At 40.2% G+C, this 13,370-nt stretch carries 15 protein-coding genes and 1 riboswitch; of the genes, 6 read left to right on the top strand and 9 right to left on the bottom strand.

The features are described from left to right. Positions 1-226: 226 nt before the first annotated feature. The 3 genes from fadH to ACUXV2_RS06100 all read right to left on the bottom strand — a co-directional run bounded on the left by fadH (position 227) and on the right by ACUXV2_RS06100 (position 3,584). Positions 227-994, bottom strand: a complete 768-nt coding sequence (gene fadH / locus ACUXV2_RS06110; protein WP_446246154.1) for a 2,4-dienoyl-CoA reductase — start codon at positions 992-994, stop codon at positions 227-229. A gap of 127 nt (positions 995-1,121) precedes the next feature. Beyond that, positions 1,122-1,337, bottom strand: coding sequence for a hypothetical protein (locus ACUXV2_RS06105; protein ID WP_446246153.1), 216 nt, complete (start codon positions 1,335-1,337; stop codon positions 1,122-1,124). Between the two features lie 171 nt (positions 1,338-1,508). Further along, positions 1,509-3,584, bottom strand: coding sequence for a sensor domain-containing protein (locus ACUXV2_RS06100; RefSeq protein WP_446246152.1), 2,076 nt, complete (start codon positions 3,582-3,584; stop codon positions 1,509-1,511). A gap of 219 nt (positions 3,585-3,803) precedes the next feature. Here ACUXV2_RS06100 and ACUXV2_RS06095 point away from each other — a divergent pair, with 219 nt between their 5' ends. Both ACUXV2_RS06095 and ACUXV2_RS06090 read left to right on the top strand, forming a co-directional pair. Further along, on the top strand, positions 3,804-4,109 hold the full coding sequence (locus tag ACUXV2_RS06095; protein ID WP_446246151.1) for a hypothetical protein: 306 nt from the start codon (positions 3,804-3,806) through the stop codon (positions 4,107-4,109). A gap of 196 nt (positions 4,110-4,305) precedes the next feature. Beyond that, positions 4,306-4,773 (top strand): YkyB family protein, encoded by a 468-nt coding sequence (locus tag ACUXV2_RS06090; RefSeq protein ID WP_446246150.1) that lies wholly within the window; start codon positions 4,306-4,308, stop codon positions 4,771-4,773. Positions 4,774-4,862: 89 nt separating this feature from the next. Here the strand turns inward: ACUXV2_RS06090 and ACUXV2_RS06085 are convergent, their stop codons facing one another. Continuing rightward, entirely contained in the window at positions 4,863-5,765 is a 903-nt protein-coding gene (locus tag ACUXV2_RS06085) for a chemotaxis protein (protein WP_446246149.1), read from the bottom strand. 189 nt (positions 5,766-5,954) lie between these two features. Between ACUXV2_RS06085 and ACUXV2_RS06080 the strand changes: the two genes are divergently transcribed. Then, positions 5,955-6,155: a hypothetical protein gene (locus ACUXV2_RS06080; RefSeq protein WP_446246148.1), complete on the top strand. Its 201-nt coding sequence runs from the start codon at positions 5,955-5,957 to the stop codon at positions 6,153-6,155. A 62-nt stretch (positions 6,156-6,217) separates the two neighbouring features. On the opposite strand, the gene queE is transcribed toward ACUXV2_RS06080, so the two are convergent. From queE to queC, 3 genes are read right to left on the bottom strand one after another with little or no spacing between them, the layout of a single operon-like run. Continuing rightward, entirely contained in the window at positions 6,218-6,940 is a 723-nt protein-coding gene (gene queE, locus ACUXV2_RS06075) for a 7-carboxy-7-deazaguanine synthase QueE (RefSeq protein ID WP_446246147.1), read from the bottom strand. Then, a complete protein-coding gene (gene queD, locus ACUXV2_RS06070) occupies positions 6,937-7,374 on the bottom strand; it encodes a 6-carboxytetrahydropterin synthase QueD (protein ID WP_446246146.1) in 438 nt (145 codons plus the stop codon). The genes queE and queD overlap by 4 nt, the downstream gene beginning before the upstream one ends. Then, positions 7,374-8,036 (bottom strand): 7-cyano-7-deazaguanine synthase QueC, encoded by a 663-nt coding sequence (queC, locus tag ACUXV2_RS06065; RefSeq protein WP_446246145.1) that lies wholly within the window; start codon positions 8,034-8,036, stop codon positions 7,374-7,376. The genes queD and queC overlap by 1 nt, the downstream gene beginning before the upstream one ends. Positions 8,037-8,214: 178 nt before the next feature. Next, positions 8,215-8,259, bottom strand: a riboswitch (PreQ1 riboswitch). Positions 8,260-8,436: 177 nt separating this feature from the next. Here queC and ACUXV2_RS06060 point away from each other — a divergent pair. Continuing rightward, complete coding sequence (locus tag ACUXV2_RS06060) at positions 8,437-9,024, top strand: HD domain-containing protein (protein WP_446246144.1); 588 nt, start codon at positions 8,437-8,439, stop codon at positions 9,022-9,024. Between the two features lie 74 nt (positions 9,025-9,098). Here the strand turns inward: ACUXV2_RS06060 and corA are convergent, their stop codons facing one another. Then, on the bottom strand, positions 9,099-10,094 hold the full coding sequence (corA, locus tag ACUXV2_RS06055) for a magnesium/cobalt transporter CorA (protein WP_446246143.1): 996 nt from the start codon (positions 10,092-10,094) through the stop codon (positions 9,099-9,101). Positions 10,095-10,356: 262 nt separating this feature from the next. On the opposite strand from corA, the gene ACUXV2_RS06050 reads away from it, so the two are divergent. Continuing rightward, entirely contained in the window at positions 10,357-11,514 is a 1,158-nt protein-coding gene (locus tag ACUXV2_RS06050; RefSeq protein ID WP_446246142.1) for an aminotransferase A, read from the top strand. Between the two features lie 42 nt (positions 11,515-11,556). Here ACUXV2_RS06050 and ACUXV2_RS06045 read toward each other — a convergent pair whose 3' ends face one another. Continuing rightward, on the bottom strand, positions 11,557-11,733 hold the full coding sequence (locus ACUXV2_RS06045) for a hypothetical protein (protein WP_446246141.1): 177 nt from the start codon (positions 11,731-11,733) through the stop codon (positions 11,557-11,559). Positions 11,734-12,625: 892 nt separating this feature from the next. Between ACUXV2_RS06045 and ACUXV2_RS06040 the strand changes: the two genes are divergently transcribed. Continuing rightward, positions 12,626-13,300, top strand: a complete 675-nt coding sequence (locus ACUXV2_RS06040) for a GNAT family N-acetyltransferase (RefSeq protein ID WP_446246140.1) — start codon at positions 12,626-12,628, stop codon at positions 13,298-13,300. Positions 13,301-13,370 lie beyond the last annotated feature (70 nt).

The raw sequence follows: 13,370 nt of genomic DNA, 5'->3' as shown, positions 1-13,370 counted from the left end.
GGATGTTCAATACGTAAGAGTAATGTGACAACGCTTGTTTCCTTGGATGTCTTCACAAACGTCATTCACTACAAAAAATCGGCGAAAAAAAGAATGCAAAACTTAAAAGCATTCTACTCATCTAAAAATTTGACATTGTAGAATTTACTGACTTTAAGTATTTGCATTCTGTTGGTCACCGTTTTTATCTAATGATATGTTCCTTCTATCGCATAAATGACGGGTATTAAAATGGAAATTGATTCAGCCATTGTCCCCCATCCAATGTAATACATTCTCCATTCATGTATGCAGCCTGCTCTGAAGAAATAAAGAAAGCAAGACCTGCAATCTCTTCAGGGGTACCCAACCGTTTCAATGGTACACTTTGAATCGTACGTTTGGCAGCCTCCTCCGAGATCCACAATTTTTCTGCTCCACCTGTTCGTTCTATCGGTCCAGGTGCAATGGCATTGGTACGTATCCCATACTTGTGGCCCCATTCAACAGCAAGCGTTCTCGTCAAGGACAATACTCCGGCTTTTGCTGCAGCGGAGTGAGCTACCCCTGCTCCTGCACCCCATGCATATGTAGCCACCATATTGATAATCGAGCCTTTGTGATTTTCTGAAATCCAATGATTGCCCACTGCGTGCGAACATAGAAAAGTTCCATTCAGAACGATATCAATGACAGATTTCCATCCGTTAGCAGTTAGTTTTTCAACGGGACAAATAAAATTTCCAGCTGCATTGTTTATCAATACATCAATTTTACCGAACTTCTCTACAGTGAATTTAACCATTGCATCTGTATGCTCAGGCTGCCTCACATCCATTTGAAAAACTTCTATTTCCCCTTCAAGACTTGAGAATTCTTCTTTTACAGATTGAAGCCTCTCTTCATTCCGTCCAGTGATGACGACATTCGAACCTTTTTCAAGGAAAAACTTTGCCATGTATTTCCCCATGCCATTTGAACCTCCAGTGATGATCACCGATTGTTTCTCTCCCATAAATGACTCCCCCTTTTAAATGAATGAATATTCACTCATTATTTTATCACAAACCTTTTCCATACAGCCAGCTTTCTGGCATAAAAAAATCCGGCACATGATAATCATCACGTGCCGGATTTGTCATTTAACTATCTTGATTATTGACAATGGTTTCATGAAGCTCCGCCAAAGCTTTAATAATCGTCTTGTTTCTTCTATATCCTTTTGCTTCGACAGAAACATGATCGAATGTAACGATGACTTGACCTAGAGATCGAGGAGCAGTAAAGCCGTATGCATACACTTTGACCGTCCCTCTATCGGTAGGGAGAAATAGGATTTCCATTTGCTTCTTTTTCATTATAATCCCTCTCCTTTGTAAACATTGCTCTGTAATAAAGGGCTTTCGATTACTGTTTGAATCAATGTAGTGATCAATTGCTGCTTCAGAATGGAGCAATTGATCCGCCCCTCATTTTAACATAAGTCATCCCCGTTCACCTGTCAAACCATAAGAAGATATAAATTCCTATCAAGCATTGACATAGTGCTCTAATTCTTCCGGACCTTTAGGTTTACTGAAGTAAAATCCCTGCGCTTTCTGGCAATTTGCCTCTCTCAGGAAATGAACCTGCCCTTCTTTTTCTACTCCTTCAGCAATCACTTCAAGGCCGAGACTATGTGCGAGATGAATAATCGTGGTCGTGATTGCCGAATCTTTTTGACTGGATCCGATTTCCCTTACAAAAGATTGATCGATCTTCAGTATATCAATAGGAAACCTTTTTAAATAATGTAGAGAGGAATAACCCGTTCCAAAATCATCTACAGAAATATATACACCCAATTCTTTGAGCTTCTTGAGTACTTTTAGTGTCTGCTGGGTATCCTGCATGGCTCCTTCTGTAATTTCAATTTCCAGACAAGGAGCAGGAATGTCATACTTGGCAAGGTATCCTCGCATCGTATCCACTAACTGTTCCTGAAGAAATTGTTTAGGGGAGATGTTGATGGCTATACGCACATTTTTATACCCCTTATTTCTCCAATTCTTTAATTGGAGGCATACTTGCTCCAGCACCCACTCACCAATTCCATGAATGAGCCCCGTTTCTTCTGCCAGCGGGATGAACTGTCCCGGTGATACGAAACCGAATTTCCGATTATTCCATCGAATCAACGCTTCAAAGCTGTCTACGTGGCCAGTTGATAGATTCATCTGAGGTTGATAGTGAATATACAGTTCTTCTTTCTCTATTGCTTTTCTCAAGTGGGATTCCATAATGATATAATTCGGAAAGCTTGATTCCATGTGAGTTTGATAGAATCTGTAATGGGCCCTTCCTTTTTCTTTCACCTGAAATAGAGCCTGTGCCGCCTTTTGGATAAGTGAATTGGCATCATATCCATCTGCAGGGTACCGGCTGACCCCGATAGAAGGACTGATATAGAATTCCTGACCATCTATCGTAAATGACTGATGAAATAACGTTAATACTTCCCCTGCTTTTTTCTTCGTATCTTCAAGGCTGCTATTCTTCAACAAATAAATGAATTCATCGCCCCCCTGCCTGTATAGAAGGCAATGTTCATCAGTAAGAGTCACTAAACGTTCTGTAATTTTATTAAGAAAACGGTCTCCTCCTTTTAATCCAAGGGTATCATTCACAAATTTAAATCGATCTAAATCCAGGTATAATACAGATAACTCCTGTTCCGTGTCCTCCATTGATTGAATGAACAAAGGAAGATGCTCATCCAAGGCTTTCCGGTTCCAAAGTCCGGTCAATTGGTCATGAAGTGCCATATAATGTATCATTTCATTTTGCTCATAAGAAATTGTATTATCCTTGATGATGATATAACAACCGTCAAATTTCTCTTTTACTACAATCGGGACAGCTTTCAGACTTGTGACTTTATCCTTCCTGTTATTTGTTTTCATCAAACAATGTTCAAGGGTAGCCGGGGTACCACTCAGTGCCTTCAGCAAGGTCTGCTGAAGTTCCTCCTTGATCGAGGGGTGAAAAAGCTCAAAGATAGTTGAATTCACCAGTTGTCTTTTCGGATAACCCGTCAATTGACAGCTGGCAATATTTGATTCCTTTATTACTCCGTTAGCATCCAAAATAAAAATGGCATCCAGATTATGTTCAATGATCGATTTATATCTGTTTTTCGCATTTGTAAGCCTTTTCTTTTCCCTCATCAATAGGGTTACATCTCTGGTGATCGATACAACATATTCTATTTCATCCGACTTATTTTTAATAGGAGTCAAAATCGATTCATTTACTACCTGATCCCTGCCTGGAAGCTTTATCGTGTCCCTGAAGATGATCGTCTCTTCATTTTCTATCAATTGCACATACTTTTCCTTAAGACGTTCTGCCAACTCTCCCGTTAGCACCTCATCCAGAAGGCGCCCCATGTCTTCATTGTTAATTTCCGTCATTTTCTTTGCAGCTTCATTTATGTAAACATAACGAAAGGAAGGTCCTTTTTCGACCTTCATAATAAAGATCAAGTCATTTATATTTTCCAATACAACGTCTTTTAAAACAGTGTCTAACATATCATTATCTTCTTTCCTGTTTATTGCCTGCATGAATTTCATCCTCATCGCGTGAACTTGGTTGCATATATTTTCCTATATACATTGTACTAGTAAATGATCATATTTCCTATATGCATGTTTGAAAATTCAATATTTATTGCGTATCAAGTACTTTAGACCTACAAATCTCCCCTTTGGCTTTTTCATTCAAGACAGGCTCACAGTGAAGAACATGACCATACAATAATAAGACTAGAGAGGAGGTTATTCATGTATCATCGCTCGTTTATTCCTTATAATAACTACAACTATCCGGCCATGAGAGGATACGATCAGCGTTTCTTCCCTTTTTTTGGTCTTCCATTTATAGCTGGAGGTTTAGCTGGTTTGGCTATCAGTCCATTTTTGTTTAACAGACCATGCTGCCCGCCTTATTATCCGCCGTACCCGCCTTATGGAGGCTATGGTGGCGCACCTTATGGAGGCTATGGTGGCGCACCTTATGGAGGCAGCAATGCTCCTTCCCCATACAATGTTACGGAAAATATCAATATCTATCCGCAAAGGACCTACTAGCGGAGACACGGCTTGCTCAGCCCATAAACCATCAAACTTGCCAACAGAAAGAACTGATCATCTGACATGATGCAGTTCTTTTTTTGGTTTTATCTAAAATGTATCAGTTTTCTAACAATAAATTATTTTCATAACCTTTCCAACCATAGGAAAAGAATGTATAATAGTATGGAATAAACAGAAAGGAGCTAAAAACTTGAGAAATACTAGTAAAAATACCCCTTCCTCCACATCAGTAAATACCCTCTCTCAAGCTATATTCACTGTGAATCGACATGCCAAGACCGCCGGTAACCCAAAATACTTGTATGCGTTAAAAAAACGTGCATTGACGAAGATGATCCGTGAAGGTAAAGCCAAAAAGATAGGTCTCCATTTTTCAAAGAATCCTAAATTCAGCCAGCAGCAATCTGATGTCCTGGTTGATTGCGGTGAATACACCTTTCACATACCTCCCACTAAAGAAGATTTTAAACAATTGCCGCACCTGGGAACACTCGATCAATCCCTCAGGAACCCGAGAAGCAGGATGGGACTTCAGCAGGCAAAGAGCATCTTAGAAGACTATACCGGAATGTCTGACACGGATGATAAGCATAAAAAACAAGGAAAAAACAGTTATCAAAAACCTGTATTCAAAAAGCTGGGAGACAGCTTCTTTTAATACCTTGAAATTTTAGCGCATTAACGCATATCCCTTCTAAAGGGTAATAAATGGCTGTATGATTCAATGATCATACGGCCATTTTTTTATCAGAGTACGTATTGATCGATCTTCGTTATCAGCTCTGCTATTTCAGGCTTGCTGACTTGTTCCTCTGCACCAACCATTTCACCTTTGTGTCGTAAATCGTTCGTAATCAGTGAAGAAAAGATGATGACAGGCAGCTTCTTAAGCACAGGATGACTTTTAATTCTTTTTGTTAGATGATGGCCGTCCATTTGAGGCATTTCTATATCTGTAATGACCAGTCCCACGAATTCTTCAATTGGGCGGGTTTCGTTTGCAAGTGATTCAAGATACGCCAATGCATCAGCCCCATTCTCAAAATACTCGACTGATTCATAACCCGCCTCCGTCAATGTTTCATTGAGAAGTTTTCGGAGGAGCGGCGAATCTTCAGCTGCAACTATTTTTTTATTCCTCCTGTCCCTTGGTCCCAGCTTTTTCACTTGATCAATGTGGATTCCCGATTCAGGATTGATTTCAACCATGATACTTTCAAAATCCACCATTAATATCATCGAGTCTTCACGCTTCACGACCCCGATGATTCCCGATCTAATACCAGAGTACATCTCTGATGGTTTTTCAATCTGGTTCCATGAAATACGGTGAATCTGAGTAACATTATGTACATGGAAAACCACTTTTTGTTTATTGAACTCTGACACAATAAATTTTGACTGAGGTGAGACTTTTTCATCAAGTCCCAGTACTCTTGCCATATCCACTACGGGAAGTACTTCCCCACGTAATTGAATCAGACCTTTCACATGGGGATGAGAGTGTGGGATCGGTATGATTGTGGTTGGCTGAATGATTTCCTTCACCTTTATTACATTAATTCCGAATTTATTATCTTGAACTTCAAATACAACCATTTCAAGTTCATTTGTGCCGCTTTCCAGCAGGATCCCTTTTGAATCATTCATTTCAATACGTCCTTCCCTTCAATCATGCATTGTACATGCGCTCTTATTTACCTTACATATTTTATATCGAACAATCCCTGCAGTTGTTTACTCATTTTTGTATAATTCAAAAATACGCTTGTATGGTTCTAAGATTCACATACATACATCTATACCGATTCAGCAAACTAATGTAAGGAGGTGTATACAATGCCGGAAAGACGAGATGCGGATAATAGAAGGATTCTTGATTTTGAAGAAATAAATGGCCATATTTTACCTGCACAGTATTCAACCCCTCTATTTGCAATAAGCAAAAATAAAGATGGAAATGATGATTTTGATGAGGTCTTTTATGTAGAGGGAAAAAGCGGGATTGACCGTGATCAAGATGAAAATTCAAGGAAATAGTGGATGTTTCGTCATTTTAAAAAGCGACTGGACAAACGTCCAATCGCTTTTTCACTTCTATTTTACACGCCCCTCTTATTTCCCCAGACAAGCGTATGCAGCTGCGGTAAGACGCGGACATGATTTAATTCTTCATCTAGTGAGACCTTATCAATCAACGTTTCGTAATCATTCAGTAGATCAGAAACTAATTTTCGTGTGTTTTCTTCCGCTACTTCAGGATTTCCTGTTTGAATGTAGAAAGGAACGGATGGATACCGTTGATGCACTTTTTTGGCATACTGCAAATCTTCATCATTGAAGACGACCACTTTCAGGCTGAAGGCTGAACCATTTTCGACTAATCGTTGAATGATTTCATCCAGTTTTGTAAAGTCGGTTTTCATTAGAGAACTTGGAGGCTTCGGAGAGATGGTTAAATCATCAATGTCATAAAACCAGTCCTGCCATCGGCTTCCCTGTGTCTCTAAGGCTGACTGAATACCTTTTTCTTTAAAGATATGGAGCAGTTCAACCAGATTCGATAATAGTGCAGGGTTCCCTCCTGAAATGGTAACATGAGAGAAACGTTCCCCCCCTGCTTCCTTTAATTCATCCCATATTTCTTCTGCTGTCAACAGCCTGATATCTTCTTTTGCAGAACCGTCCCATGTAAAAGCTGAATCACACCATGCACAACTATAGTCACATCCTGCCGTTCTGACAAACATCGTTTTTTGGCCGATGACCATTCCTTCACCTTGAATCGTAGGTCCGAATATTTCTAAAACGGGGATTTTCTTCATGCATTTCTCCCCTTTTTAGGTCGGTAAATCACATAGGATGTTGGTGTTTCCCTTAGGAATACCTGTAAACATTGAGGCTGGTGCTCTAACGTGTCCAAGTGCTCCTGAACAATTTCCCATACCGCTTTCGCTACAGTTTCTGTGGTTGGAAAATTCATGGACTCTTTATCGGAAAAACGGGTATCATCATTTAATAGACTGTGGTCAAATCGTTTGTGAATCAACTTTTTAATCTGTTGAAAATTAATCAGGAAACCGGAGTCATCCAATTCATTTCCGCCAATCGTGATATTGGCAAAGTAGGTATGTCCATGTACCTTTTGGCAATCGCCTGCATCTTCGTGCGGTATATAGTGTGCCGCTGCGAAATGCATATCTTTATTCAGTTCGAATTCGTAATCATGATGAGGAGCCGGATAAATCTGCTGCAGCATTATTCCAATCCTCCTTTTTCACTCTCTAAATAATCTCTCAAGCCTCTCTGCCTCAATTCACATGCCGGACATTCACCACATCCATCACCTTTCACACCATTGTAGCAGGTCAATGTGTTCTCACGGATATAATGCAATGCATCGAGACGATCGGCCATTTCCCATGTCTGGGCTTTATTGATCCACATCAATGGGGTATGAATCACAAATTGTTCATCCATTGAGAGATTCAGGGATACATTCAATGACTTCACAAAAACATCCCGGCAATCTGGATAACCGCTGAAGTCTGTCTCACATACACCTGTTACGATATGTTTTGCTCCGATCTGCTTAGCTAACACGCCTGCAAATGATAGAAACAACAAGTTTCTTCCAGGAACAAATGTAGAAGGTAATTTTCCTTCCTCTTGCGTGATCGCTTCATCATTTCTCGTCAAAGCACTCGGTGCCAGCTGGTTCAATAAACTCATATCCAGGACATGATGCGGAACATGTAAATCGTCCGCTATCTCTTTCGCACAGTCCAGTTCCGCCACATGCCGCTGTCCATAGTTAAAGGTTACGGCTTCCACTTCTTTAAATTCTTTTTTTGCCCAGAACAGACAAGTAGTGCTGTCCTGACCGCCACTGAAGACGACTAATGCTTTTTCTTGTTTCATTGCCATTCTCCTCTCTTTCTTTAGGCTCTGATCCCGCCTTAAAAAGAAGAAAAAGATTCTCTATAACTCTATAATCATGCTCTTTCCTCTGAATATGTCTTTTGCCAGAGTGAAAGCTTTATATTGCAGCTCCTGAAAATACTGCATAAACAAAAACAAACGACACCTAAGGATGCCGTTTCCCTTAGTTTTTTATAGAGGGTTGTGCTAGAACCTCTCGGGAATCCCTTTCATCCCAATTCTTCTTTTATCCTCACTCAATATACCGCGTTTTCCGGTAAAAATCCACCGTTTAGAAGAATTTTTTATTTCCAGGATGCCGTATATAGATGAATTCACTTGAATGGTGCAGGCGATAGGGCTAATATATGGATGAATACAAAAGAAGGCGGGTATCCCAATGCTGACAAATGTAATGGAATTCATATTGGAAATAGACAAGTTGAAATCGATTGAACGCCGCACATATATAAGTGACACGAGCCGAAGGGAAAACAGCGGGGAGCACTCCTGGCATGTTGCCATAATGGCGATGACTTTGTTTGAAGCATATGAAAAAAAGGAAGAAACGGATTTGTTCGTTTCATTAAAGATGTTACTTTTGCATGATGTGGTTGAAATCGACGCAGGTGATACATATGCTTTTGATGCAGTCGGCTACAATGACAAATCAGAAAGGGAACAGCGTGCAGCAGACAGACTGTTTGGGATTCTTCCAGAACCAATCGGCATGGAATTTCGTGCATTGTGGGATGAGTATGAAGAAGGAACAAGCAATGAAGCAGTCTATGCTCACATGATTGATCACATTCAACCGCTCCTTTTGAATGTTGCAACAAAAGGAAAGTCATGGCAGGAACACCGTATTAAAGCTCAACAGGTCTTAAAAAGAAACGAATGGATAAAGGAGACATCCCCAAGCATTCATTCACAAGTTGAGAAGTGGGTGAATACAGCAGTCGAAAATGCGTGGCTTCTAAAAAGATAGAGACTAAAGAACAGGCGGATATTATCCGCCTGTTCTTTGAAACTCTCCATACCTTTACAGGGATTGTAAGGATGCTATTTCAACTTCAGAAGCCTTCTTTTCCGCCTTCTTTTTCTGCCACCGAATTTAAGCCACCCGATCTTCATAAACAAACCGAACATGATCAATGCAATCACAGCCATTACGCCAAGTACAATGAAATACCCATTATGTTCATTCAATTCAGGCATGTATACAAAGTTCATTCCGTAAAGGCCAGCAATGAACGTTAGAGGCATGAATATCGTAGTGATGACCGTTAACGTCATCATGATATTATTCATTTTATCGGAATTGATGGAGAGGTAATTATCCCGAATATCTGCAGAAAATTCACGATACGACTCCAGCATCTCAACTTGTTTGATCAAATGGTCATACACATCATTAAAGTATAATTGCTCTTCTTTCAAAGAATTCAACCTTCCCGAATTACTGATTCTGTACAACAGATCCCGCATCGGAATAAGTGTTCTTCTCAATTTGGACATTTCATGACGGATATCGAATAATTCATCCATCAGATTTGAATCTGATTCCTCATTCGTATGTTCTTCAATCGTATTCAATCGATCTTCGATGCTGTAAATCAAAGGGAAATATTCATCGACCAGCCTGTCCACAATTCCATGCATGATGGTGAAAGGACTCAATTGTCCGCCTTCCTCTTTCACTATATCCCATAAGTTATTTATTTCGTCTACTGGTTTTTTATGAAAGGTAACGATGAATCTTGAGTTCACAAATAGATTCACTTCATACGATTCCAGTGATTTACGATTGATCGCATGCATCAAGACAAATATGTACCCATCATAAAAATCAAGTTTAGGCCTTTCACTAAATTCATCCAGGCAGTCTTCAATGGCAAGAGGATGAAATTGAAAGAAACCTTTCAACATGCGAATATCCCTTTCAGTCGGCTCATTAAAATCAACCCAGTACCATTTCACATCACTTTCCTTTACTCTGGATACCGGCACATCCTGGAGGACATCCCCATTATTTAAAATTGCAGTCGTTCGAATCATTGTTGTAATCACCTTCTATGCCCAGCTTTACTTTTCTATCCATTCCCCTTTTCAATTCGTTTCAAACAAAAGCATTCCTTTACCACAGTAAAAAGTGATAAAATATGTAACAAATTAAGAAAAGTGCAAGCGCCTTGTTCAGTCCCGACAAACGCTCTTGATCCGGCCGGTGAAGTCGTTTTTTGACTTCATTGGCCGGACCGAAACGTCTCGAGGGGCTATGCGCTGGAGCTGGACAATTCTCAAAAAGTAGGTGTACATCTTGGAACAATACTTAAATCCAAATGTAAAGGACATCAAAATATCGGGTATCAGAAAGTTCTTTAACATGGTGGCTGACATTGAGGGTATGATTTCCCTTACTATAGGACAGCCTGACTTCCCCACTCCTTTACATATTAAAGAAGCTGCAAAGAGAGCAATCGATGAAGATTTCACTTCATATACGCATAATGCAGGATATCTCCAGTTAAGAGAAGCTGCATCCGATTATGTAGGTTCAAAATATAATGTGCATTATGATCCCGAATCCGAAGTCATTGTAACAAATGGTGCTTCCCAGGGAATAGATGTTGTGCTTCGTTCGATTTTAGAACCAGGAGATGAATGTCTTCTTCCCGGACCTGTGTATCCTGGATACGAACCCATCATCCATCTGTGCGGTGCGAAAGCAGTCCATATCGATACAACAGAAAACGACTTCAAGGTCAGTGCAGAATCAATCGAGAAGCATATTACAGATTCAACAAAATGCATCATCCTCCCATACCCTTCCAACCCTACAGGAGTCAGTCTGAACGCAGACGAACTAAGGGATATTGCCGCAGTCCTCGAGGGGCGGAAAATCTTTGTTGTGGCAGATGAGATCTATAGTGAATTGACCTTCGAAGGAACTCATCATTCAATAGCTGAATTCCTAAGGGATCAAACCATCATGATCAATGGCCTCTCGAAGTCCCACAGCATGACAGGCTGGAGAATAGGGATGATATTCGCTCCGGAATGCATCAGTAAACACTTGTTGAAGGTTCATCAATACAATGTATCTTGTGCATCTTCCATCTCTCAGAAAGCAGCGTATGAAGCCCTGACCGCTGGCATGAATGATGCTGCTGAGATGAAGCGTGAATACATGGCAAGAAGGGATTATGTATATAAGCGTTTAGGGGAAATCGGCTTTGAAAATGTAGTCAAGCCGGACGGCGCTTTTTATTTCTTTATTAAGATCCCAGACAATATGAATATGACATCTTTTGAGTTTGCGCTTGCGCTTGCACAGGAAGAAAAGGTGGCTGTGGTTCCCGGAGACGCTTTCTCAAAGTATGGTGAAGGATATGTACGACTTTCTTATGCATGCTCGATTGGACAGTTAGAAGAAGGGCTGTCACGGATTGAGAGGTTCATGACCAACCATATGTAAAAATGACAGACCTTGAAATAACATTCAAGGTCTGTTTTTCTGTTACTTTTTATATTCTCCGTTGTTTTTAGGTGCTTTTTCTTTTTTGGCTTTATCTTTGTGAATCTTATTCGCGGCTGCACTGCCAAATTCGTGTGCGAATTCCTGATTCAGTTGGGAAGAATCAAATCCCTTTTTATTTTTTTGCTGTGGATCATTTTTCTTCGTGCGCTTAGCCATTATTCCAGCCCCTTTTCTCTTCTTGTGTTCCCTCTCAGAAACACTACAGTTAGTATTGAACCGCCATTGAAGAAGTATTCCATTCAAAACCTGGCATTAGAAGGGCACAAAAAAAAAGACTGCTCAGAAATACACTGAGTCAGTCAAAAAAAAGGAAAAGGGGGTGTTAGTGAGAAATTAATCTCCAATTTCATGCTTGATTATAGATTACCCGCCTTTCAGAATAACTAAACCAAAAAATAAAACTTTTTTTAAATTTTTTTGGTTTGTTAATTTGAACTGAATATTACACTGATCCAGCTGTTGTTTGGAGTGCTAGATGAAGACTCCAAAGGCGTGTGGGATAAGAAGACTTGGCAGCGAAGGCGTTCTTTGCCTTATTGGTCCATTAAGCTTAAAATTGGATATTTTTGGTAAGTGACTGAATAAATCCTAAAATTCAAAGATTATCCCGCAGAATTCGAAGATTATTGCCCGGAATTGAAAGAAAAAGTCTAGTTTTCGAAAGATTATTGGCCAAAATCAAAAGATTCCCCCGATTCACCCCGTTGTGTAGGCTGCATTATACTGCTCATCGAGCAATAACGCTGATACACCTAATTCTGCGAGTGCAACCATTCGTATACTGCGTCAACAACGCCTATAACCTCCGTAAACCTCCATAAAAAACCGATCATGACCTCTATGGGCTAGGCGCAGGAGCTGGACATGATCTGCTGTAAGAATGCCAGGAGGTGCACGGGCAGCCCGCGGAAATCGAAGTCTTGCACGGAAATCAACAGCGTATAGAAAAGATGAATGTTTTTAAAAAATTATTTTTGTAAAATACCTTTAAAAAAGCGCTTTCATAAAGTATAATGAACAAGTAAATTCTGATAAATGAGGTTCTGTCATGTATCGAAAAGAACAGTTTGTTTTCAGAAAAGATCAGGTATATCAAGCCACTGTCCGAAATTATACGGAGAATGATTTCAACGAACTCATCGGGATCCAGCAGCGCGCTTTCCCTCCTCCATTCCCATCGGAGTTATGGTGGAATAAAGATCAACTAAAAAATCATGTAGAGCACTTCCCGTTAGGGGCACTTTGTGTCGAGATCGATGGTAGAATAGCCGGCAGCATAACCGGCCTGATCGTCGACTTCGATGAATCTCATCCTGATCATACTTGGGATGAAATAACAGATGAAGGATACATACGCACCCACAATCCGAATGGGAATACGCTATATGTAGTCGATTTGTGCATCGAACCTGACTTCCGGGGATTTAAACTAGCAAAAGTATTAATGAACGCCATGTATGAGATCGTGGTTCATATGCAGCTGGACCGCCTTTTAGGGGGTGGCCGCATTCCTACCTACCATACATTTTCTCATCTCTTTACGATAGAAGAGTATGTTAACAAATTGATCTCCGGCCAATATAAAGACCCTGTCATCACCTTCCTGCTTCAATGCGGAAGGACACCGATAAAAGCGGTAAAAGGCTATCTTGAAGATAAAGAATCCTGTGATTACGGATTATTGATGCAATGGAAAAACCCTTTTCAGCAAGAAAAGACATAAAAAAAAGGATTGAAAGAATATTCTTTCAATCCTAAGAAAAGGGGGAAATGAGAATGAAAAGGCCTTTGGG

Source organism: Rossellomorea sp. NS-SX7 (assembly GCF_052828565.1).
Note: the sequence above shows the minus strand (reverse complement) of the source record. Positions and strands in the feature narration are given on the sequence as shown.